23 protein-coding genes and 1 tRNA gene are annotated in these 22,768 nt (G+C 68.2%); 10 read left to right on the forward strand and 14 right to left on the reverse strand.

Features of this window, described 5'->3' with window-relative positions; genetic code table 11:
* Positions 1–5: 5 nt before the first annotated feature.
* Genes GBO37_RS05200 through ltnD form a run of 7 tightly spaced genes read right to left on the reverse strand, consistent with a single transcriptional unit; the run spans position 6 to position 6,724 of the window.
* On the reverse strand, positions 6–1,403 hold the full coding sequence (locus tag GBO37_RS05200; RefSeq protein WP_252927633.1) for a GntP family permease: 1,398 nt from the start codon (positions 1,401–1,403) through the stop codon (positions 6–8).
* Positions 1,404–1,453: 50 nt separating this feature from the next.
* Entirely contained in the window at positions 1,454–2,383 is a 930-nt protein-coding gene (denD, locus tag GBO37_RS05205) for a D-erythronate dehydrogenase (protein ID WP_252927635.1), read from the reverse strand.
* On the reverse strand, positions 2,380–3,162 hold the full coding sequence (locus GBO37_RS05210; protein WP_046001288.1) for a DeoR/GlpR family DNA-binding transcription regulator: 783 nt from the start codon (positions 3,160–3,162) through the stop codon (positions 2,380–2,382). The genes denD and GBO37_RS05210 overlap by 4 nt, the downstream gene beginning before the upstream one ends.
* Positions 3,159–3,947, reverse strand: a complete 789-nt coding sequence (otnI, locus tag GBO37_RS05215) for a 2-oxo-tetronate isomerase (RefSeq protein WP_252927636.1) — start codon at positions 3,945–3,947, stop codon at positions 3,159–3,161. Before otnI ends, GBO37_RS05210 begins: the two co-directional genes overlap by 4 nt.
* Before the next feature lies 1 nt (position 3,948).
* On the reverse strand, positions 3,949–4,575 hold the full coding sequence (locus GBO37_RS05220; protein WP_252927638.1) for an aldolase: 627 nt from the start codon (positions 4,573–4,575) through the stop codon (positions 3,949–3,951).
* Positions 4,572–5,819, reverse strand: a complete 1,248-nt coding sequence (otnK, locus tag GBO37_RS05225; protein WP_252927640.1) for a 3-oxo-tetronate kinase — start codon at positions 5,817–5,819, stop codon at positions 4,572–4,574. The genes GBO37_RS05220 and otnK overlap by 4 nt, the downstream gene beginning before the upstream one ends.
* A complete protein-coding gene (ltnD, locus tag GBO37_RS05230; RefSeq protein WP_252927642.1) occupies positions 5,816–6,724 on the reverse strand; it encodes an L-threonate dehydrogenase in 909 nt (302 codons plus the stop codon). The genes otnK and ltnD overlap by 4 nt, the downstream gene beginning before the upstream one ends.
* A 225-nt stretch (positions 6,725–6,949) precedes the next feature.
* Here ltnD and GBO37_RS05235 point away from each other — a divergent pair, with 225 nt between their 5' ends.
* The 8 genes from GBO37_RS05235 to GBO37_RS05270 all read left to right on the forward strand — a co-directional run bounded on the left by GBO37_RS05235 (position 6,950) and on the right by GBO37_RS05270 (position 15,766).
* Entirely contained in the window at positions 6,950–7,990 is a 1,041-nt protein-coding gene (locus GBO37_RS05235) for an NAD(P)-dependent alcohol dehydrogenase (protein WP_252927644.1), read from the forward strand.
* A gap of 301 nt (positions 7,991–8,291) precedes the next feature.
* On the forward strand, positions 8,292–9,176 hold the full coding sequence (locus GBO37_RS05240; RefSeq protein WP_252927646.1) for an AraC family transcriptional regulator: 885 nt from the start codon (positions 8,292–8,294) through the stop codon (positions 9,174–9,176).
* 96 nt (positions 9,177–9,272) lie between these two features.
* Positions 9,273–10,190 (forward strand): ABC transporter substrate-binding protein, encoded by a 918-nt coding sequence (locus GBO37_RS05245; protein ID WP_371927494.1) that lies wholly within the window; start codon positions 9,273–9,275, stop codon positions 10,188–10,190.
* A 50-nt stretch (positions 10,191–10,240) separates the two neighbouring features.
* Complete coding sequence (locus GBO37_RS05250) at positions 10,241–11,743, forward strand: sugar ABC transporter ATP-binding protein (RefSeq protein ID WP_139599201.1); 1,503 nt, start codon at positions 10,241–10,243, stop codon at positions 11,741–11,743.
* Positions 11,733–12,695, forward strand: a complete 963-nt coding sequence (locus GBO37_RS05255) for an ABC transporter permease (protein ID WP_217845386.1) — start codon at positions 11,733–11,735, stop codon at positions 12,693–12,695. The genes GBO37_RS05250 and GBO37_RS05255 overlap by 11 nt, the downstream gene beginning before the upstream one ends.
* Entirely contained in the window at positions 12,695–14,314 is a 1,620-nt protein-coding gene (locus tag GBO37_RS05260; protein ID WP_252927650.1) for an FGGY-family carbohydrate kinase, read from the forward strand. Before GBO37_RS05255 ends, GBO37_RS05260 begins: the two co-directional genes overlap by 1 nt.
* Positions 14,298–15,011, forward strand: coding sequence for an SDR family oxidoreductase (locus GBO37_RS05265; protein WP_148910926.1), 714 nt, complete (start codon positions 14,298–14,300; stop codon positions 15,009–15,011). The genes GBO37_RS05260 and GBO37_RS05265 overlap by 17 nt, the downstream gene beginning before the upstream one ends.
* Positions 15,012–15,037: 26 nt before the next feature.
* The gene (locus tag GBO37_RS05270) at positions 15,038–15,766 is read left to right on the forward strand and encodes an SDR family oxidoreductase (protein WP_252927652.1); all 729 of its coding nucleotides are present in this window, start codon (positions 15,038–15,040) and stop codon (positions 15,764–15,766) included.
* Here GBO37_RS05270 and hydA read toward each other — a convergent pair.
* The 5 genes from hydA to GBO37_RS05295 are packed head-to-tail and all read right to left on the reverse strand — an operon-like array spanning position 15,763 to position 20,640.
* The gene (gene hydA, locus GBO37_RS05275) at positions 15,763–17,166 is read right to left on the reverse strand and encodes a dihydropyrimidinase (protein ID WP_252927654.1); all 1,404 of its coding nucleotides are present in this window, start codon (positions 17,164–17,166) and stop codon (positions 15,763–15,765) included. The genes GBO37_RS05270 and hydA overlap by 4 nt on opposite strands.
* Positions 17,163–18,392 (reverse strand): cysteine desulfurase-like protein, encoded by a 1,230-nt coding sequence (locus tag GBO37_RS05280; RefSeq protein ID WP_252927656.1) that lies wholly within the window; start codon positions 18,390–18,392, stop codon positions 17,163–17,165. The genes hydA and GBO37_RS05280 overlap by 4 nt, the downstream gene beginning before the upstream one ends.
* A 12-nt stretch (positions 18,393–18,404) precedes the next feature.
* Positions 18,405–19,142: an amino acid ABC transporter ATP-binding protein gene (locus tag GBO37_RS05285; RefSeq protein WP_127899191.1), complete on the reverse strand. Its 738-nt coding sequence runs from the start codon at positions 19,140–19,142 to the stop codon at positions 18,405–18,407.
* A 1-nt stretch (position 19,143) separates the two neighbouring features.
* A complete protein-coding gene (locus GBO37_RS05290; RefSeq protein ID WP_252927657.1) occupies positions 19,144–19,815 on the reverse strand; it encodes an amino acid ABC transporter permease in 672 nt (223 codons plus the stop codon).
* A gap of 45 nt (positions 19,816–19,860) precedes the next feature.
* Positions 19,861–20,640, reverse strand: coding sequence for an ABC transporter substrate-binding protein (locus tag GBO37_RS05295; protein ID WP_252927659.1), 780 nt, complete (start codon positions 20,638–20,640; stop codon positions 19,861–19,863).
* A 99-nt stretch (positions 20,641–20,739) separates the two neighbouring features.
* Between GBO37_RS05295 and GBO37_RS05300 the strand changes: the two genes are divergently transcribed.
* Both GBO37_RS05300 and GBO37_RS05305 read left to right on the forward strand, forming a co-directional pair.
* Positions 20,740–21,489, forward strand: a complete 750-nt coding sequence (locus GBO37_RS05300; protein ID WP_245008422.1) for a FadR/GntR family transcriptional regulator — start codon at positions 20,740–20,742, stop codon at positions 21,487–21,489.
* A gap of 83 nt (positions 21,490–21,572) precedes the next feature.
* Positions 21,573–21,649 (forward strand) — tRNA-Met (locus tag GBO37_RS05305).
* A gap of 69 nt (positions 21,650–21,718) precedes the next feature.
* On the opposite strand, the gene GBO37_RS05310 is transcribed toward GBO37_RS05305, so the two are convergent.
* Both GBO37_RS05310 and GBO37_RS05315 read right to left on the reverse strand, forming a co-directional pair.
* On the reverse strand, positions 21,719–22,000 hold the full coding sequence (locus GBO37_RS05310) for a hypothetical protein (RefSeq protein ID WP_252927661.1): 282 nt from the start codon (positions 21,998–22,000) through the stop codon (positions 21,719–21,721).
* 136 nt (positions 22,001–22,136) lie between these two features.
* Positions 22,137–22,715: a YceI family protein gene (locus GBO37_RS05315; RefSeq protein WP_252927663.1), complete on the reverse strand. Its 579-nt coding sequence runs from the start codon at positions 22,713–22,715 to the stop codon at positions 22,137–22,139.
* Positions 22,716–22,768 lie beyond the last annotated feature (53 nt).

Here is a 22,768-nt window from a genome sequence, read left to right on the forward strand (position 1 = left end):
CGACCCTAGCCGAACAGCGCGTTGCAGATCAACAGCATGGCCAGCGACGATCCCCAGGCCAGCGTGGTCGGCACCGACCACAGCAGCATCTGGTGCTTGGCCTGCTTGACGCCCAGCATCCGGTTGATGACCCAGAAATAGCTGTCGTTGAAATAGCCGAAGACCATCGACCCGATGGCCGCGGCCTGGGCGGCAAAGACCATGTTCACGTCCGGCATGTTCATCAGGATCGGCGCCGAGATCGACGCGCCCGTGATCATCGCGACCGTGCCCGAACCCTGGATCAGGCGCACCAGAGAGCTGATCACGAAGGGGATCAGCACCGCCGGGATGGCAAGACCGGCCACGGCCTGGCCGATCACGTCGCCCGCGCCCGAATCGCGCAGGACCGAACCCAGGGCCCCGCCCGCACCGGTCACCAGCAGGATGATGCCCGCGCTTTCGACGCCCTGCTCCATGTAGCCCAGCACCTCGTCGCGCGAACGGCCGGGCAGCAGGGTATAGATCGACACCAGAAGGCCGATGGCCACTGCGATCACCGGGTTGCCGAAGAAGGACATCGCCTGCACCAGCAGGTTCGTCTCCAGCGCCGGGTCGCCCGAGGTGCGCACGACCGCCGTGGCGATGGTGTTCAGGAAGATCAGCACGATCGGCAGCAGCAGCGGCAGCACCGACAGGCCCAGGGACGGCAGGACCTTCTGGCGGTCGTCCACGGCCTCCTCGAACTGACGATAGGCGGCCGAGAGGTCCTCGCCGGTGTCGGTCTGGATCATCCGCTCGATCCGGGGGCCCATGGCGCGGGCATAGAAGACGATGACCGCCATGCCGGGGATCGTGAAGACGATGCCCCACAGGATCATCAGCCCCAGATCGACGCCATAGATGCCCGCGACGCCCAGGGGGCCGGGGGTCGGCGGCACGGCATGGTGGGTCAGCATCAGACCGCCCGCCAGCGCGATGCCAAGCGTCAGCACCGACTTGCCCGAGGAGCGCGCCAGCGCCTTGACCAGCGGCGACAGGATCACGAAGGCGCTGTCGCAGAAGATCGGGATCGACACGATATAGCCCGTCAGAACCATCGCCCAGTCCTCGCGCTTTTTCCCGACCCAGCGGATCAGCGAATAGGCCATCTGCTCGGCCGCGCCCGACACCTCCAGGATGCGGCCCATCATCACGCCGAAGCCGATGACCAGGCCGATGGTGGACAGCGTGCGGCCGAAACCGGTGGTGATCGAATTGATCACCTCGGCGGGCATCATGCCGCCGATCAGGCCCGACACGGACGCGGCGATGACCAGCGCGATGATCGCGTGGACCTTGGTCTTCACGACCAGGAAGATCAGCAGAAAGATGGCAAAGCCAAGTCCTGCGATCAGCTGGAACTCCATTCCGGGTTCAGCCATGGGTTACTCCTCCACTGCGCCCGGCATGGGGCGCCTCCAGTTGAAAAGGCTCAGCGATCCGCCAGGAACTGCGTCAGGATCGCGTCGAAATCGGTATCCGCGCCAAAGCCCAGCGCGCGCGCGCGGGTCACGTCGAAGGCGCCGGGCCAGCTGCAGACGATGGCCTCGATGCGCGCATCGCGGGTCAGGGCCACGCGGGCGCGGGCCTCGACGCCCACCAGCCGCTCAAGGCTGTCCAGCATTTCGGCCGGGGTCGCGGTGATGCCCGGCATGTCCATGACGCGGTTGATGCCCAGATCGGCGGCGGGGATGCGGCCCGCGCGGACCAGGTTCGTGACCGCCACGCCCGGAGAGCTGATCCACAGCCGCGTGTCCAGCGGTACCGGGCATTCCGACGCCTGCCCCGCAACCGGTTCGCGGATGATCCCCGACACGAAGCTGGAGGCCGCCGAATTGGGCGCACCGGGGCGCACGCAGATCGTGGGCAGGCGCACGGTCAGCCCGTCGACGAAACCCTTGCGGCTGTATTCGCTGACCAGCAGTTCGCCGATGGCCTTGCCGCAGCCATATGAGGACTGGGGCATCAGGGCCATGGTCGGCGGCACGATCTGCGGCATCTCTCCGCCAAAGACGGCCAGCGAGCTGGTGAAGACGAAGCGCGGCGCGCGGTCCAGTTTGCGGCAGGCCTCCAGCAGCAGGCGTGTGGCGTCGACGTTGATGTGCAACCCGGTGTCGAAATCCTCCTCGGACTGGCCCGACAGCACGGCCGCCAAGTGATAGACCGTGCCAGCGCCCCCTGACAGCGCGCGGGCCACGGCATCCGCGTCGTCGATGGAGCCGACCAGGCTCTCCACCCGCGCGTCATCGACCGGGCAGGCCACGCGGTCCAGCGACACGATGCGGTCCGCGCCGTCCTTCAGCAGGGCCGCGATCAGGCGCGCGCCCAGAAAACCGGCGCCGCCGGTCACGATGATGGTCATAGGCTCTCTCCCTTCAGGTCGGGGGCCAGGATCACCTGCACCCCCATCTCGCGCAGGGCGTCTGCCGCGCCTGCGTCGATGCCCGCATCGGTCACGACCGTGTCGAAGACCGAGACGGGCAGGATGTTCATCGCCGCCACCGCGCCGTATTTCGTCGAATCCGACACCAGCACGGCGCGCCGCGCGCGATCGACCGCGACGCGCTTGACCGGGCCCTTGGCCTCGGAGGGCGAACTCAGCCCCGCCACTGTCCAAGACGAGGTCGAGATGAAGGCGATGTCATAGTTGAACCGCGCCAGCGCCTCGGACGCCGCACCGCCCACGCAGGACTGGTTCGCGCGTTCGACCAGTCCGCCGCTGTGATAAAGCGTGCAGTCCGAATGCGTGGACAGCCAGGCGCAGATGACGAAGTCGTTCGTGACCACCGTCAGCCCCCGCCGCCCGGCGATCTGGCGCGCCAGTTCCAAGAGCGTCGTGCCCGCGTCCAGATAGATCACCATGCCGTCGCGGACCAGATCGGCCGCCGCCTGCCCCACCGCGCGCTTGGCCCCGGTGTTCATCGCGGCCTTCTGCAGATGCGGCAGCTCCTGCGCCAACCTCCGCGACAGGCGCACGCCCCCGGTGACCGAGGACACGCGGCCCGCCTCCTCCAGTGCCTGGATGTCGCGGCGCACGGTCATGTGCGACACGCCCAGGCGGTCCACCAGATCGGCGATGCTGACGATGTCGCGTTCAGCCAGGCAGGACAGGATGAACTGCTGGCGTTCGGCCGGGATCATGACACCGCGCGTAGATAGGGCGCGGCCCAGCCCAGACCGTCCTCGGTCCGGCCGCGCGGGTTGTATTCGCAGCCCATCGGCCCGTCGAACCCGGTCCGCTCGAACGCCGCGAAGATTTCGGCATAATTCAGCTCGCCCGTGTCGGGTTCGTGGCGGTCAGGGACGCCCGCGATCTGGACATGGCCATAGGCGCCCTTCAACCGCTCGATCCGGCGGATGATGTCGCCGTCCATGATCTGCGTGTGATAGACGTCGAACTGCAGCAGCACGTTGCGGCGATCCAGGCGTTCGATCAGGGCCAGCGTCGGGTCCTGATGGGCGATGAAATAGCCTGGCACGTCGCGGCTGTTCAACGGCTCGATGCTGATGAAGAGGCCCGCCCCGGCGGCCATGTCGGCGGCCTCGCGCAGGTTCTCGGTCCAGACCGCCTCGCAGGCGGCGCGGTCGGGCTCATCGGCGGTGATCCCGGACATGACGTGGATGCGCGGACAGCCCAGGCCCGTGGCATAGGTGATCGCCTGCTCCACGCTGGCCCGGAACTCGGCGCGCTTGCCCGGACGCGCGGCAAAGCCCCGCTCGCCCCCCGCCCAATCGCCCGCGGGCGCGTTGATCAGCGACAGGCGCAACCCGTTGCGGTCCAGCCGGGTCTTCACGACGTCGATGGGGTGGTCATAGGGGAACAGGAACTCGACCGTGTCGAAGCCCGCGGCACCCGCCCGATCGAAGCGGTCGAGGAAAGGCGCGTCGGTGAACAGCATCGAGAGGTTCGCGGCAATGCGGGTCATGTCAGTATCCTCCGCCCAGTTCGGCGATCTCGGCCTCGGTCAGGTAGTGCAGCTTTTCGCCGCGCAGGATGAACTGCAGCTTGGCGGTCTCCTCCAGCTCCTCGGCGTTGTTCACGGCATCGTCGATGTCGCGGCCCAGCACCACGACCCCGTGGGACGCCAGCAGGAAGGCCTGCGCGCTGCTGCCCTGCGCCGCGGCGGCCAGGTCCAGCCCGATCTGCGGCGATCCGGGGCGGGAATAGGGGATGACCGGCATGTGGCCGATGCGCATGACGTAATAGGGGGTGAAGGGCCGGATCGCATTGTCCCGCGGCAGCCCCTCCAGACAGGACAGCGCCGTCAGATAGGTCGAATGAAGATGCACGATGGCCCCCGCCTGCGGCCGCACGTCATAGAGCGCGCGGTGGAAGGCGAATTCCTTGGACGGCTTCGGCCCCGACAGCGGCTCGCCATCCGCACCGATCACCGACAGCGCATCGGCCGACAGGCGGCCCAGGCTGCTGCCCGTGGGGGTCACGGTGAAGCCGCCATCGGGATTGCGGACCGACACGTTGCCTGCCCCGCCCACGGAATAGCCCCGCTCGAACAGGCTGCGGCACAGCATCACCATGCGGTCGGCGGCGCTCATGCGCGGACCTCCTGCGCATCGGTGAAGAAGGTCTCGGCCCCGAAATTGCCGGATTTCAGCGCCAGCGACAGCGGCTTGTCCACCGCGCGGACCCACGGCACGCCGGGCGCGATCTGCGGCCCGATGGCAAAGCCCGTGACCTTCAGCGCCTGCGTGACGGACCCCGAGGTCTCTCCTCCCGCGACGATGAAGCGGGTGGTGCCGCCCTGCGCCAAACGCGCGGCGGCGGCGGCGAAGGTGCGTTCGACCGCCTCGGACGCGGCGGCGCCGTGCTGTCCCTGGATCTCGCGCAGGCGGGCCGGGTCGGCGGTCGCGGTGATCATCGGCGCGCGGCCCTGCGGCTGCGCCAGCACCCATTCGGCCAGCTCGGCGCCATAGGCGTCGGCATCCGCCAGGCAGCGGTTCACATCCACGTCCAGCGTCGGCGCCAGTTCGCGATAGGCCGCGACCTGTCGGTTCGTCATCACCGAGCACGACCCCGAGATCACCACCGCAGGCCCCGCCAGCGGCGCGCCCGCGTCCTGCGCCTGCGCATCGGCCCCGCCGGACACCGCCCGCGCGATGCCGTATCCCAGCCCCGACCCGCCGGTGACCAGCGCCATGTCCGCCACGGCCTGCCCCAGGGTCGCCAGATGCGCGTCACTGATCGCGTCCAGTACCACATAACGGACCCCGTCCGCCCGCAGCGCCGCGATGCGGTCGCGCACGGCCTGCGGCCCCTGATCGACGGTCGCCGCATCGACCAGCCCGCAGCGGCCCTGCGCCTGCTCCTCCATCAGCCGGATCAGGCTGCTGTCGCGCATGGGCGTGATCGGGTGATCGCGCATCCCCGAATCCTGCAGCAGGTCCTGGCCCACGAACAGATGGCCCAGATAGACCGACCGCCCGTTCACCGGCAGCGCCGGGCAAATCACCGTGATGTCGGTGCCCAGGGCCGCCATCAGCGCATCGGCCACCGGGCCGATGTTGCCGTCCGCGGTCGAATCGAAGGTCGAGCAGTATTTCTGATAGATCTGCGCGCAGCCTCGCGCGCGCAGCCAGTCCAGCGCGGCCAGACTGTCGGCCACGGCCTCCGCCGCCGGGTTCGACCGGCTTTTGAGCGAGATCACCACCGCATCGGCATCGACCTGCGCATCCGCGTCCGGCACGCCGATCATCTGCGTGGTGGTCAGGCCACCGGCGACCAGGAACCCGGCGATGTCGGTCGCGCCGGTGAAATCATCCGCGATGACGCCGATCTTCATGCCTTGCCCTCCGGCAGGGTGATGCCCGAGAAGGTCTTGATCACCGCGCTGTCATCCTCGCGCCCATGGCCCATGTTGGAGGCCTGCTGGAACATCGCGAAGGCGGTCGAGGCCAGGGGCAGCGGGAACCCCAGGGCACGCCCGGTTTCCGTCACCAGCCCCAGATCCTTGACGAAGATGTCCACGGCCGAGGTCGGGGTGTAGTCGCCATCGACCACATGCTTCATCCGGTTCTCGAACATCCAGGAATTGCCGGCGGCGTTGGTCACAACGTCATACATCGCGTCCAGCGGGATGCCCGCGCGGGCGGCCAGGGCCATCGCCTCGGCACCGACGGCGATATGCACGCCCGCCAGCAGCTGGTGGATGACCTTGACCGTGGCACCCTGCCCGATATCAGGCCCGATGCGATAGGTCTTGGCGGCCACCGCCTCCAGCACCGGGGCCAGCGCCTCGAAGGCCGCATCCGGCCCCGAGGCCATGACGGTCATCGCCCCCTGCGCGGCCTTGGCGGCCCCGCCCGACACCGGCGCGTCCAGCATCAGGATGCCGCGCGCGGCCAGATCGGCGCCCAAGGCGCGCGCATCATCCGCCGACTGGGTGCAGCTGACCATGATCGCGCCGCCGGGTGCGATGCGGTCGGCAACGCCTCCCTGCCCCAGGATCACCTGACGCGCCTGCGCGCCGTTCACCACCAGCACGATCACCGCGTCGAAATCGCCGCCGAGGCCCGCGACGCCATCCGCCACGCCCTCGGCCCCCTGGGCCGCAAAGGCGTCGCGGCGCCCCGCATCCAGGTCTATGCCGCTGGTGGCCAGTCCGGCACGCAGGCAGGACAGCGCCGCCCCCATGCCCATGGACCCAAGGCCGACGACGCATACTCGATAGCGGGACGGGACGGACATCTGTGCTTCTCCCTGATCAGATTGGGGCGCAGTCAGTCACAAACACGCGCGCAATGCAACAATTTATCTCAATAAGTCACGTTTTTTAACATCCTCGCTTATCGTTGCGGTGATAGTTTTTTTCCGTTCCCGCAGATTTCACGGCCCGACGGCCACCGGACGGATTTACACCGTCGCGCGCCCGGCGTTCTGTCGGCACCGGATCGCAACATCGGAGGGGACGACATGGCGACATCACTGGTACTGGAACGCAAGGGTCAGCTGGCGCTGCGCGACATCGCGCTGGATCAGGACCTGTCGCCCACCGACGTGCGCATCGCGGTCCATACGGTCGGCATCTGCGGGTCGGACGTGCATTACTATACGCACGGCAAGATCGGCCCCTTCGTGGTCGAGCAGCCGATGGTCCTGGGCCACGAGGCATCGGGCACCGTGGTCGAGGTCGGCGCCCAGGTCACGCACCTGAAGCCCGGCGACAGGGTCTGCATGGAGCCCGGCATTCCCGATGCGACCTCGCGCGCGGCCAAGCTGGGCATCTACAACGTCGATCCGGCGGTGCGGTTCTGGGCCACCCCACCCGTGCATGGCTGCCTGACGCCGCAGGTCGTGCATCCGGCGGCCTATACCTACCGGCTGCCCGATCAGGTCTCCTTCGCGCAGGGCGCGATGGTCGAGCCCTTCGCGATCGGCATGCAGGCCGCGTTGCGGGCACGCATCCAGCCGGGCGACATCGGCCTGGTCACCGGCGCCGGGCCCATCGGCATGATGACCGCGCTGGCGGCGCTGGCGGGGGGCTGCGCCAAGGTGATGGTCGCGGACCTAGCCCAGCCCAAGCTGGACATCATCGGCGCCTATCCGGGCATCGAGACCGTCAACATCCGCACCACCCCCGCAGCCCAGGCGATCGTCGAGGCCACCGATGGATGGGGCGCGGACGTCGTCTTCGAATGTTCCGGGGCGGCCCCCGCGATCCTGGGCCTGCCGGCGCTGGCGCGTCCCGGCGGCACGGTCGTGCTGGTCGGCATGCCGGTCGATCCGGTGCCGGTCGACATCGTCGGCCTGCAGGCCAAGGAGCTGCGCATCGAGACGGTGTTCCGCTATGCCAACGTCTATGACCGCGCGATATCGCTGATCGCGGCGGGCAAGGTCGACCTGTCGCCGCTGATCTCGGCCACGATCCCGTTCGCGGACAGCATCGCCGCCTTCGACCGTGCGGTCGAGGCGCGCGACACCGACGTCAAGATCCAGATCCGCATGCCGGACTGAAACGCGCCTGAAAAGTATGACCGCCGCCCCGGCGTTTTGGAGTGGCTGCAGCCCTGGGTTGCAGCCATTTCCCACCGGGCAAGGCGCCCCTGGCGCGGCCATGCTGCATGGCAGCATTTTCATGCCGCGGTTCCCGTCCCGCTGACATGATGATTTTTCGGCACCCGGTGTCAAAAAAGTATCTGAAGATTCGCCGTGCCGTCGTGGCCCCGTCTGGACGACCCGTGCTAGCAAAGGTCCAGCGCCTTGGAGGGCCGGCATCGCAGCAGCGGGCCGTGCTGGCGCGGAGAGGGGGAACGCGATGCAGCCAGATCTGGAACTGGTCCATATCCGCAAGGGTGAATCCTTTGCCGCGTGGCAGCACGGCTATCCCTTCCGCACGGTCCGCTGGCACTTCCATCCGGAATACGAGATCCACCTGGTCGTGGCGACCTCGGGCAAGTTCTATATCGGCGACCATGTCGGCGAACTCGGGCCGGGCCAGCTGATCATGACCGGACCGAACCTGCCCCAGAACTGGATCAGCGACATCCGCCCCGGACAGATCGTGCCCTGCCGCACCAAGGTCATCCAATTCCCCGAAAGCTTCATCGAGGCCGCCCGCGGGGCATTCCCCGAGTTGGAATCCGCCCGGCACCTGCTGGAGCGCAGCCGCCGGGGCCTGCTGTTCGACGACGACACCTCGCGTGCGGTGATGCCGCTGATGGGCAAGCTGATCGACGCGCGCGGCGTGCGCCGGCTGGGGCTGTTCTTCCAGATCCTGGACCTGCTGGCGACGGCGTCCAAGGCGCAGACGTTGGCCAGCCTGAGCTTTGTCATGGACATGCAGCGCGCCGAGGAATCGGACATGAACCGCGCCCTGGGCCATCTGCGGGAAAACCTGCTGGACGCGGTCAGCGAAACCGAACTGGCCGACCTGACCGGACAGAGCCAAAGCGCGTTCTCGCGGTCGTTCAAGCGCCATACCGGGACCACGCTGGTCCGCTATCGCAACCAGATGCGGATCGACCTGGCCTGTCACATGCTGCTGTCGGACCCCGACGCCAAGGTCGCCGATATCTGCTTTGACGTGGGCTTTTCGAACCTGTCGAACTTCAACCGCCATTTCCTCAAGCTGAAGAAGATGTCGCCGTCGGAATTTCGCGCGACCTTCGCCGCCAACCAGACGATCCGCATGGCCAGCTGAACCCGCCACACCACCCCATACCCTGCGCGACGCGGTTCCCCATGCGGGCCGCGACCGGAGGGGGACTGCCGACTGCACATCGAAGGGAGGACTATGATGAACACCTTGCTCAAGACCGTATCCGCCGCCGCGCTAGGCTTTGTCGCCTCGGCCGGCCTTGCCGCCGCCCAGGACGACACGCTGAAGATCGGCATGACGTTCCAGGAGATGAACAACCCCTATTTCGTGTCCATGCAGGAGGCCCTGAACGAGGCCGCCGCCCAGATCGGCGCCGAGGTCATCGTGACCGACGCGGGCCATGACGTGGCCAAGCAGATCTCGGATGTCGAGGACATGCTGCAGCAGGGCATCGACATCCTGCTGCTGAACCCCACCGACAGCGCGGGCGTCGAATCGGCGGTGCGCATGGCCAAGGACCAGGGCGTGATCGTGGTCGCGGTCGACGCCAACGCCAACGGCCCGGTCGACACGTTCGTCGGCTCCAAGAACCGCGACGCGGGCTATCAGTCCTGCGCCTATCTGGCCGAAGCCCTGGACGGCCAGGGAGAGGTCGCCATCCTGGACGGCATCCCGGTCGTGCCGATCCTGCAGCGCGTCGAGGGCTGCAAGGAGGCCCTGGCCGAGCATGAGGGCATCACCCTGGTCGACACCCAGAACGGCCGCCAGGACCGGTCCGTCGCCCTGGGCGTGGTCGAGAACATGATCCAGTCGCACCAGAACCTGGCCGGCATCTTCTCGGTCAACGACGGCGGTGCGATGGGTGCGCTGGCCGCGATCCAGGGGTCGGGGCGCGACATCAAGCTGACCTCGGTCGACGGCGCCCCCGAGGCGGTCAAGGCCATCGCCGACGGCGGCCCGTTCATCCAGACCACCGCGCAGTTCCCGCGCGACCAGGTCCGCGTGGGCCTGGGCATGGCGCTGGCCCAGTACTGGGGCGCGCGCGTGGTACCGACCGAGGTGCCGATCGACGTGCGCACGGTCGATGCCGAGAACGCGGCCGACTTCAGCTGGTGACGGACCCGGCCGCGCCCCCTACGGGGCGCGGCCGAACAAAGGGGGGCAAGATGCTGGAACTCAGGGGAATACGCAAAAGCTTCGGCCGGATCGAGGTCCTGCATGGCGTGGACCTGCATGTCCGCGCCGGAGAGGTGCACGCCCTTCTGGGCGAGAACGGCGCAGGGAAATCGACGCTGATGAAGATCGTCAGCGGCATCATCCAGCCCTCGGACGGCCAGATCCTGATCGACGGAGAGCCGCGCAGCTTTGCCACCTATGACGCGGCGATCGCGGCGGGCGTCGGCATCGTGTTCCAGGAATTCAGCCTGATCCCCGGCCTGACCGCGGTCGAGAACATGTTCCTGGCCCGCGAGATGCGCGGCCCCCTGGGCCTTCTGGACCGCAAGGCGATGCGCGTCCGTGCGCAGGCGATCCTGCGGCGGCTGGAGGTCGACCTGCCGCTGGACGTGCCCATCGCCCGCCTGTCGGTCGCCGAACAGCAGTTCGTCGAGATCGCCAAGGCGCTGTCGCTGGACGCCCGCATCCTGGTCCTGGACGAACCCACCGCGACCCTGACCCCGTCCGAGACCGAACACCTGTTCAAGGTCATGCGCGAACTGCGCGCCGCCGGGGTGGCCATCGTCTTCATCTCACACCACCTGGACGAGATCTTCGAGATCTGCGACCGCATCACCGTGCTGCGCGACGGCGAATATGTCGGCAGCACCGATGTCGCCGACGTCACCATCGACCGCCTGGTCGAGATGATGGTCGGCCGCCGCATCGAGAACAGCTTTCCCCCCAAGCCCGCCCGCGACCCCGCGGCCCCCGTCGTGCTGGAGGCGGTGGAGGTGCAGCTGCGTCGCGGCGGCCCGGTATCGTCCTTTCAGCTGCGCGCCGGAGAGATCCTGGGCTTCGCCGGGCTGGTCGGATCGGGGCGCACCGAGACCGTCCTGTCGATCCTGGGCGAATATCCCGCCGCGCGCTGCAAGATCCGCGTGGACGGCGCCGAGGCGCGCCTGCGCGACCCCGCCGACGGGCTGGCCCGCGGCATCGGCCTGCTGCCCGAAAGCCGCAAGGAGCAGGGGCTGATCACGGCCTTTTCCATCCTGCAGAACGTGTCGGTGAACAACTACGGCAAATATCGCCAGGCCCATTGGTTCATCGACTTCAAGAAGGAACTGGCCTCGACCCAGGCCGCGATGGAGCAGGTGCGCGTCAAGGCCCAGGGCCCCCGCGCCCGCGTCGACACCCTGTCGGGCGGCAACCAGCAGAAGGTCGTCATCGCCCGCTGGCTGAACCACCAGATGCGGGTGCTGATCTTCGACGAACCCACGCGCGGCATCGACGTCGGCGCAAAGGCCGAAATCTATCAGCTGATGCGCCGGTTCACGGCGCAGGGATACGCCATCATCATGATCTCGTCAGAACTGCCGGAAGTCATCGGCATGGCCGACCGGGTCTGCGTCTTCCGCTCTGGCGGGATCGTCGCGACGGTCGAGGGGGACGCGATCACCTCGGAAGGGATCATGACACATGCAACCACGGGAAAGGTCCACCATGTCGCATGACGCAAACACCGCCAGGCACCGCGCCTTCGACTGGCTGCTGCATTCGCCCCTGGCGCTGCCCCTAGTCGGGCTGATCGTGGTGTCGGTGCTGATGGCCTTCGCCAGCGACAATTTCTTCACCGTCAACAACATCCTGAACGTGCTGCGGCAGGTGTCGGTCGTGGGCATCCTGGCGGTGGGCATGACCTTCGTCATCCTGACCGGCGGGATCGACCTGTCGGTGGGCGCGGTCATGGCGTTGGCCGGCACGGTCGCGGCCGGGATCATGGTGAACATGGGCCTGCCCGGCGGGGTGGGCATCGCCGCCGCCCTGCTGGTCGGGCTGGGGCTGGGGCTGTTCAACGGCGTGCTGGTGGCCTGGGGCAAGATGCCCGCGATCATCGTGACCCTGGCCACGATGGGCATCGCCCGCGGGCTGGGCCTGATCTATTCGGGCGGCTATCCGATCAGCGGGCTGCCGGGCTGGGTGTCCTGGTTCGGCGTGGGCCGGGTGGGCATCATGCCCGTGCCGGTGATCATCATGATCGTCGTCTATGCACTGGCCTGGCTGCTGCTGCAGCGCACGCCCTTCGGCCGCCACGTCTATGCCATCGGCGGCAACGAGACCGCCGCCCGCCTGTCCGGCGTGCGCACCCGGCTGGTCAAGCTGGCGGTCTATGCCATCTCGGGGCTGACCGCGTCGCTGGCCGCCATCGTGCTGACCGGCCGCCTGATGAGCGGCCAGCCCAACGCCGGGGTGGGATTCGAGCTGGACGCCATCGCCGCGGTCGTCCTAGGCGGGACCGCCATCGCCGGTGGGCGCGGGCTGATCCTGGGCACGCTGATCGGCGCGGTGCTGCTGGGCATCCTGAACAACGGCCTGAACCTGGTGGGCATCAACCCCTACATGCAGGACGTCATCAAGGGCCTGATCATCCTTCTGGCGATCTATATCGGGCGGGAATGGCGCTGATGGACCGGTACCTGATCGGCATCGACGTCGGCACCGGATCGGCGCGGGCGGGCGTGTTCGACGCCACGGGCGCCGCGCTTGGCACCGGGAAATGCGACATCGCCATGCACCGCCCCGACGGGGTGATCGCCGAACAGTCCAGCGCGCAGGTCTGGGACGCGGTCTGCGCCGCGACCCGCGCCGCGGTGGCCCAGGCCGGGATCGACCCGGCCCGCGTGGCAGGCATCGGGTTCGACGCCACCTGTTCGCTGGTGGTGGTGGGCGATACGCCCCTGGGCGTGGGCGACCCCGCCCATCCCGACCGCGACATCATCGTCTGGATGGACCACCGCGCGGTCGACCAGGCGGCGCGCATCAATGCGGGCGGGCACGACGTCCTGCGCTATGTCGGCGGGCGCATCTCTCCCGAAATGGAGACGCCCAAGCTGCTGTGGCTGCGCGAAAACCGGCCCCAGGTCTTTGACGCGGCGCGCCATTTCTTCGACCTGACCGATTTTTTGACCTGGAAGGCCACGGACAGCACCGCGCGGTCGACCTGCACGGTGACCTGCAAATGGACCTATCTGGCGCATGAAGAACGGTGGGACGGCGATTACTTCCGCGCCATTGGCCTGGGCGTGCTGGCCGACGAAGGCTTCGCGCGCATCGGCACGCAGGTCGTGCCGCCCGCCACGCCCCTTGGCGCGGGCCTGACCGCCGATGCGGCGCGCGCCATGGGCCTGCGGCCCGGCATCGCCGTCGGCGCAGGGCTGATCGACGCGCATGCGGGCGGGGTCGGCACCGTCGCCGCGATGGGCGATCCGGTCGACACGGTGGGCTATGTGTTCGGCACATCATCCTGCACCATGACCACGACGCGGAACCCGGCCTTCGTGCCGGGCGTCTGGGGGCCCTATTTCTCGGCCATGGTGCCGGGCATGTGGCTGAACGAGGGCGGGCAGTCGGTCGCGGGCGCGGCCATCGACCACCTGCTGCGCCTGCACCCCGCCCACGACCAGGCGACCGATGCTGCCCGCGCGCAGGGCCGGTCCCTGCCCGAATGGCTGGCGGACCAGGCCGCGCCCGACGCCGTGCGGCAGGCGGCCCACCTGCACGTGGTGCCCGAATTCCTGGGCAACCGTGCGCCCTTTGCCGACCCCCATGCCCGCGCCATCGTCAGCGGCCAGGGGATGGACACGGACCTGGCGTCCCTGATCTCGCTGTATGTCGCGGGGGTCTGCGGGCTGGGTTACGGCCTGCGCCAGATCATCGCGACCCAGGCTGCCCACGGGGCACCGGTCGCGCGCATCGCCATCAGCGGGGGCGCGGGCCGCCATCCGCTGATCCGCAAGCTGCTGGCCGATGCGACCGGCCTGCCCGTGGATGCCGCGGCGGCGGACGAGCCCGTGCTGCTGGGCGCGGCCATGCTGGGCGCGGTCGCGGGCGGGGTGTTCCCCGACCTGGCATCGGCCATGCCAGCCATGTCGCGCGTCCAGACCACCCATCATCCCGACCCCGACAGCCAGCGGCTGCACGCCGCGCGCCATCGGGCCTTCCTGACGCTTCAGGCCACCGCCCGCGACCTGCGCGGCGACATCGACGCCGCATTGAGAGGAGACCACGATGCCCTTCACGGATAGATCCGTCATCATCACCGGCGCAGGCAAGGGCATCGGCCGGGCCACCGCCAGCCTGCTGGCCGAACGCGGCGCGCGGGTCACGGCCATCAGCCGCACGCAATCCGACCTGGACAGCCTGGACGCCCGGGCCATCGTGGCCGATCTGTCCGACCCCGCGGCCGCGCGTGATGCCATGGCCCAGGCCGGGACCTGCGACTTCCTGGTCAACTGCGCCGGCACCAACGTGCTGGAGGGGCTACTGGATCTGACCGACGCGGGCTATGACACGGTGATGGACATCAACCTGCGCAGCGCGTTGATCTGCGCGCAGGAGTTCGCCCGCGCCCGGATCGCCGCGGGCGGCGGCGGCGCCATCGTCAACGTCACCAGCATCGCGGGCCATCGCGGATTCCCCGACCACGTCGCCTATGCCGCGTCCAAGGCCGGGCTGGAGGGCGCGACCCGCGTCATGGCGCGCGAACTGGGCCCCCACGGCATCCGCGCCGTGGCCATCGCGCCCACCGTCACCCTGACCGAACTGGCCGCCGCCGCCTGGAGCGCGCCGGCCAAGCGCGACCCGATGATGGCCCGCCACCCGATGGGCCGCTTTGCCGAGGCCGAAGACGTGGCCCGCGCCATCGCGCTGCTGCTGTCGGACGATGCGGGCCTGATCACCGGGGCGGTCCTGCCCCTTGACGGCGGCTTCCTGGCCGTCTGACCGAACACCATCCCAAGGAGAATACCATGTCCCAAGACCTGCACGGCAAGGTTGCCGCGATCACCGGGGCCGCATCGGGCATCGGGCTGGCCGCCACGCGCGCACTGCTGGAGGCGGGCGCCCGCGTGGTGCTGGTCGACCGCAACGCCGACGCGCTGGACGCGCTGACGCGCGAGCTGGGCGCAGACGCGATCGCCCAGGTCACCGACCTGCTGGACGCGGACAGCTGCAACGCGATGGTGCCGCAGATCCTGGACAAGGTCGGCCAGATCGACATCATGCTGTGCAACGCGGGCAGCTATATCGGCGGCGATCTGGTCGACACCAACCCGGCCGCCATCGACCGCATGCTGAACCTGAACGTCAACGCGGTGATGAAGAACATCCATGCGGTGGCCCCCCACATGATCGAACGCGGCACGGGCGACATCATCGTCACCAGCTCCATCGCCGGACACGCGCCGATCCACGTCGAGCCGGTCTATACCGCGTCGAAATGGGCCGTGACCTGTTTCGTCCAGACCATGCGCCGCCAGCTGATGGGCCACGGCGTGCGGGTGGGACAGGTCTCTCCGGGGCCGGTCATCTCGGCCCTGCTGGCGGATTGGGAACCCGAACGCCTGCAGCGCATGAAGGATGCCGGCGCCCTGATCGAACCGGTCGAGGTCGCGGACGCGCTGATGTACATGCTGACGCGCCCGCGCAACGTGACGATCCGCGACATGATCGTGCTGCCCAGCAACTTCGACGTCTAGGCGAACGCCTCGCTGGTGGCGCGCGACAGGTGCCCCCCGGTGGGATCGCCCACCGGGACGCCGTCCTGCGCGATGGTCCGGCCGCGCAGCAGGGTGCGGACCGGCCAGCCGGTGATCTCCATCCCCTCGTAGGGCGTGTAGTCGCAGCCGTGGTTCAGCTGCGCCTGCCGGATCGACCGGGTCAGGGTCGGGTCCCACAGCGCCAGGTCGGCATCCGCGCCGATGGCGATGCTGCCCTTCTGCGGATAGAGGCCATAGAGCCGCGCGGGGTTGGTCGAGGTCAGCGCCACGAACCGCTGCAGGCTGATGCGCCCCTTGCCGACACCTTCGGAAAACAGGATCGGCAGGCGGGTTTCGACCCCCGGAATGCCGTTCGGCACGTATTTGAACGACGATCGCGCGCGGGGCGTGTCCTTGCCCGTCCCGTCGATGCGAAACGGGCAATGGTCGGACGAGAAGATGTCGAAGGTCCCGTCCCGCAACCCCTGCCAGATCGCCGCCTGGCTGTCCGCATCGCGCGGCGGCGGGGAACAGACGTATTTCGCGCCGTCGAAATCCATGTTCAGCCCGCGCAGGTCGTCCGCGGTCAGGGCGATGTACTGGGGGCAGGTTTCGGCGTGAACCTTCATGCCTCGGGCACGGGCCCACTGGATCTGCTCCATCGGGTCGCGGCCCGAGACGTGGACGATCACCACCGGCACGTCGATCAGCTGGGCGTGGCTGATGGCGCGGTGCGTGGCCTCGCGTTCGGCGATCTGGGCGTGGGCCTGACCGTGGTAATAGGGCGCGGTGCGGCCCTCGGCCTCCAGGCGCCGGGTCAGGTGCCGGATCGCGTCATGCCCTTCGGCATGGACCATGACCAGGGCGCGTTCGCGGCGCGCCACCTCGAACACGTCCAGGATCTGGGCGTCGTTCAGGACCAGGTCGTCATAGGTCATGAAGACCTTGAAGGACGTGTACCCGTCGCGGACCAGCGCCGGCAATTCTTGCCCCAGCACCTGCGGGGTCGGGTCGCTGACGATCAGGTGGAACGACACGTCGGTGTGGCAATGCCCCTGGGCCTTGCGATGATAATCCTCGACGCAGGCGCGCAACGACTGTCCTTTGATCTGCAGCGCAAAGGGCAGCACGGTCGTGTTGCCCCCCGCCGCCGCCGACCGGGTGCCGCTGGCGAAATCGTCCGCCATGGTGGTGCCGTCCGATGTCGGCTGGTCCAGATGCACATGCGCGTCGATCCCGCCCGGCAGGACCAGCAGCCCCGTGGCGTCGATCCGCTCGGCCCCGGTCAGCCCCTGCCCGATCTGCGCGATGCGCCCGTCGCGGATGCCGATATCGGCGGCATAGCTGTCGGCGGCGGTGACGACCGTGCCGCCCGCGATGACCAGGTCCAGCCCGCTCATGCGACGATCCGGGCCAGCGCGTCGGTCAGGCGGTCGACCTGATCCAGCGTGTTGTAATGCACCATCGACACGCGCAGCACGCCGCCGTTTTGATCCTCGCCCAGATGCTCGACCAAGCGGCGCGAATGGAAATCGCCGAACCGCATGGCGATGCCGTGATTGTCCATCGCGCGGGCGACGGCGCCGGAATCGACACCGTCGAACTTGAACGCGATGGTCGGCACGCGGGTGCTGTCGCGATTGACCGATCCGCCGATGACGCGGCAGTCGTTGCGCGCCGACAGCCAGGCCAGCAGGCGGTCGGTCAGCGCATCCTCCTGCGCGGTGATCAGATCGAAGGCGGCCTCCAGCAAGGCGCGGTCGTCGCCCGTGGCGCCGTGATGGCGGGCCAGCGTGGTCAGGTATTCAAGGATGCCGTCGGTGGCATAGGCGGCCTCATAGCTGGGATTGCCGGGCTCCAGCTTAGCCGAAACCTTATCCTTGCCATAGAAGTAATGGTACAGCCCGTCCAGTTCGGCCAGCAGGTCGTATTTCCCGTACATCAGCGCGCCATGCGGGCCATAGGCCTTGTAGAGGCTGAAGACATAGTAATCAACATCCCAGGCCTGAACGTCAATCAGCCGGTGCGGCGCATAGGCGACCGCATCGACGCAGATCCGTGCGCCGCGGTCATGGACGAAGCGCGCGAAATCCGCGACCGGATAAACCTGGCCCAGGATGTTGGACACATGCGTCACGCAGACCAGACGGGTGCGGTCGGTCATCAGCGGGGCCAGATCGGCCAGCTGCAGATCCATCGTGTCCGCATTCAGCGGCCACACCTTGAGGGTGACGCCGAACTCCTCCAGCCGGGTCCAGGGGCCGATGTTGCTTTCGTGATCGGCCATGGTGACGATGACCTCGTCGCCCGGCACGAACTGACGGCGCATGGCCTGCATCAGGTTGCCCATCAGCACCGTGGTCGAGGGGCCGAACACGATCTCCTCGGGGCGGGCGGCATTGACCAGCGTCGCGGCGGCGCGACGGCCCGCCATCAGCGCCTCGGCCGCGGCCTGCGACACCGCATAGCTGCCGCCGATCTGGACGTTGCGATGGGTCAGGAACTCGACCATGCGGTCCAGGGCGGGCTGGGCGATCTGCGCGCCGCCGGCATTGTCGAAGAACACCCAGTCCTGCGTCAGGCCGGGAAATTGGGACTGCACATAGGCCATGTCCAGTTGTGTCATCGGGGTCGTCCTTCAGTGGTTCAGCACGGCGCCCAGGAAATTGCGCGTGCGTGGTTCTTGGGGGTCGGACAGCACCTGCGCGGGCGGTCCCTGTTCGACGATCTGGCCCGCATCCATGAAGATGACGCGGTCGGCCACTTGGGACGCGAATCCCATCTCGTGCGTGACGACGATCATGGTGGTGCCCGTCCGGGCCAGATCGCGCATGACGTCCAGCACCTCGCCCACCATTTCGGGGTCCAGCGCGCTGGTCGGTTCGTCGAACAGCATCACCTGCGGCTCCATCGCCAGCGCCCGGGCGATGGCGACGCGCTGCTGCTGGCCGCCGGACAGATGCTCGGGGTACTTGTCGGCCTGGCTGGAAATGCCCACGCGGGCCAGCAGGCGGTCGGCCTGGGCCGCGGCATCCGCCCGCGTGGTGCGGCGCACGCGGCGGGGCGCCAGCATGACGTTTTCACGCACCGTCAGATGCGGGAACAGGTTGAAGGACTGGAACACCATCCCGACCTCGGCGCGCACGCGGGCCAAGGCGCGGCCGGTGGTGACGGGGGTGCCGTCCACGCGGATCTCGCTTGCGGGGTCGAACCCCTCCAGGCGGTTGATGCAGCGGATCAGGGTCGATTTGCCGGACCCCGACGGGCCGATGATGCAGACGACCTCGCCCTTGGCGACGTCCAGGTCGATGCCGCGCAGGGCCTCGAAGCTGCCATAGGATTTCCGCAGGTTGCGGATGCTGACGAAACCGGCCATCTCAGCGCCTCCGTGCCGCAAAGCGGCGTTCCATGCGCGACACCAGCGCGACCAGCGGCCACAGGAACGCGATGTAGATCACCGCGGCCACGATCAGCGGCGTGGGGTTCGCGGCCAGGGCCTGCGCCTGCGTCGCCTGTTTCAGCAGGTCGGGCATGGCCACGACCGATGCCAGCGCGGTGTCCTTGACCACATTGATCGAATTGTTGGTCAGCGGCGGGATGACGATTCGCACCGCCTGCGGCAGGATCACGTCGGCCATGGTCTGGCGCCCGTTCAGGCCCAGGGCGGCGGAGGCCTCGAACTGGCCCTTGGGAATCGCCTCGATGCCGGCGCGAAAGATCTCGGCCGTATAGGCGCCCGACACCAGCGTCAGCGCGCTCATGGCGGATGCGAATGGCGACAGGCGCAAACCTACGAAGGGCAGCGCGTAATAGACGATGATCAGCAGGACCAGCAGCGGGATCGACCGGAAAATGTCGATATAGAGCTGTGTCACGAACCGGACCGGGCCGGGCCCGTACAGCCGCGCCATCGCCAGCCCCAGGCCCAGCACCAGCCCCGCGACGATGCTGGCCGCCCCCAGCTGCAGCGTGATCCACAGACCCTGCAGCAGCATGGGAAAGGTCCGCCGCATAACCTCGGCGTTCAGGAAAGTGTCGAAGATATCCATGTGCATCCCTTCGGGTCCGGGACGGGCCCGGACCCGGCTGTCGGATCAGTTGAGCGTCGGCATCGGCAGGACGGTGACGGTGGACGACCCCGCATCGGGGGCGACGCCGAACCACTTCTCGTGCAGCTCGGCCACCACGCCCTCGGTCTTCAGCGCGTCCAGGATGGTGTTGACCTCGGTCGCCAGTTCGGCGTCCTTGGCGAACATCATCGAATACTTCTCTCCGGTCGGGATGCGTTCGACGACGGCCAGCTGCGGCTTGTCCTTGACGTAGTACTGCAGCGCCGGGATGTCCGACACGTACCCGTCGATCCGCCCCGCCTGCAGGTCCAGCATCGCGGGCGCCAGCCCCTCATAGCGGCGGATGTCGGCGAACCCGTATTCGGCCTGGTTCTCGGTCGCCCACATGTCGCCGGTCGATCCGGTGTCGACGCCGACGACCTTGTCCTTCATCTCGGCCAGCGATTTCGGCCCCTCGGCCAGGGTGGTCAGCGACTGGTCGCTGTCGTAATAGGGCTGGGCGAAGGTCACCGATTCCAAGCGTTCGTCGGTGATGGTGATGGAGCTGGTCGCGATGTCGATCCGCCCCGACTGCACGGCAGAGAACAGCCCGTTGAAGGGAATGTTCACCGTCTCGACCTCGGCGCCCATGCGGTCGGCCACGGCGGCGACCAGGTCGATCTCGAAGCCCACGAACTGGCCGGCATCGTCCTGGAACTCCCACGGGACGTTGCCGATGTTGGCGCCCACCGTCAGGGTTTCCTGTGCCGACGCGGCAAGGGCCGAACCGGCAAGCAGCGCCAGTGCCATGGCCGTGCGGCGCATCCTTTTTCCGTGCATGATCATCTCCCCGTCTTTATGATTCTGGATTGACCGGACAAACCGGTCTGACCAGTATCAAGCCACGGGCCGATCCGGTTTGCAATGGCCGTGGTTCCTGTGCAGATGGATGGCGGACGGGATGCCGACGGAAAGGGCAATGCGCGGGTGATGTGGGACAAGGGACCGGTGACGCAGACCATCGCGCGTCGCCTGCAGGAGATGATCCGGTCGGGCGAACTCAAGGCCGGAGAGCGGCTGCCGTCGCAGCGGGTGCTGTCGGAACAGCTGAACGTGTCGCGCCCGTCGCTGCGCGAGGCGCTGCTGACGCTGGAGACGTTGGGCCTGGTCCAGACCCTGCCCGCGCGGGGGACCTTCGTGATGGACCCGGCAACGCGGCCCGCACAGACGACATGGCGCTATGACGATGCCCACGATCTGCGCGAGGTGTTCCAGACCCGCCTGCTGATCGAGGGAGAGCTGGCGCGGCTGGCCGCATCCGCCATCACCCCCGATGCGCTGGCCGGCCTGCAATCGGCCGCCGCCCAGTTCGAGCAGGCTTGGGCGCAGGGCGACTTGGTCGCCCATGTGGACGCGGACCTGGCCCTGCATCAGGGCATCGCGCAGGCCTGCCCGAACCGGATGCTGGCCACGTTGTACAGCACCGTCAGCCAGCTGCTGACCGAGACGCAGCGCCAGCCGATCCCGAACACCGACCCCGATCGCATGGCGCAGTCCATCGCCGAACACCGCGCCATCCTGGCCGCGATGGAACGGCGCGATCCCGACGCGGCGCAGGCGCATATGCGCGACCACATCCGCAACACCGCGCGCTGCGCGGGCCTGCAGATCTAGCGCGCCCCGAACGCTCTGCGCGCGCTTTTTGGCAAAACCCGCTTGACGGCCCTGCGCCAGTCTTTTAGATCGCCGCTACTCGTGGCGGAGTAGCTCAGTTGGTTAGAGCAGCGGAATCATAATCCGCGTGTCGGGGGTTCGAGTCCCTCCTCCGCTACCAGTGATCCCCCCAGATGCAATCTTGTGAACCCTGCCCCAGGTGGTCTGCGGGCATCTTTTCGTTTTGGGCTCACAGGGCCCCCTCGCTGCCGGAATACATCACGTCCAGCACGCGATGGGCTGCGTCGGTCCGACAGGTCCATGGCGCCTCGGCCCCGGTGACAGCCGCCTGGACCTCGGCGCCTGCCTGCGTTTCGGTCATGGTGACGACGGTGACGGCGGACAGGCCCCTGCCCACCTGGGCCGCGATGGCCGCGCGGCAGGCGGTGGCGGCGGGGCCGGTCAGGTCGTCACCGGCGCAGGCGGCCAGCGGCAGCGCCGCCAGCAGGGCAAGGATGGTTTTGGCGGTCATGCGGCGGCCTTCCGATCCAGCGGTGATTCGCGCAGACCAGTCAACCATGCCGGTCGCGACCCGGCTATCGGATCGGCGACATGCGAAAGGGCCCGCGGCGATGCCACGGGCCCCTGTCGTCACGCCGGATCGGCAATCATTCGGCGGGCATCGCCTCGACCGAGATGCGGACCTCGACCTCGTCGGACACGGCGGGGGCGAACATGCCGGCGTTGAAGTCGCTGCGCATCAGGGTGGTGGTCGCGTCGAAGCCCAGCCAGGGCTTGTTCTCCATCGGGTGGGTGCCCTGCTGGTTCAGCGTGGTGTCCAGCACGACCTCCTTGGTGACGCCGTTCAGGGTCAGATCGCCGGTGATCAGCGCGGTGGTGTCGCCGGTGACCTCGATGCCGGTGGACTTGAAGGTCACCTCGGGGGCGGCACCCTCGGCGCCGAAGAAGTCGGGCGACAGGAAGTGCTCGTCACGGCCCGCAAAGCCGGTCATCAGCGAAGCGACCGGGAACGTCGCCTCGACCGAGGATGCGGCCGGGTCCTCGGCGTCGAACATGATCGTGCCGGTGATGTCGCCGAACATGCCCGTCGTGGTCGAGAAGCCCAGGTGGCTGTAGTCGAACACGATCTGGCTGTGCGAGGTGTCCAGGCTGTAGGTTTCGGGCGCGGCCAGGGCGGCACCGGCGACGAGGGCGAAAGCGGCGGTCAGGGCGGTCGTTTTCAGCATCGGAATCTCCGTTTGTTGTGGGGGCACCATCCTTGGAAGCGGCCCGTGGGGCA

The sequence above is a fragment of the Paracoccus sp. 08 genome, from assembly GCF_024105395.1.
In the GTDB taxonomy this organism is placed as follows: domain Bacteria; phylum Pseudomonadota; class Alphaproteobacteria; order Rhodobacterales; family Rhodobacteraceae; genus Paracoccus; species Paracoccus marcusii.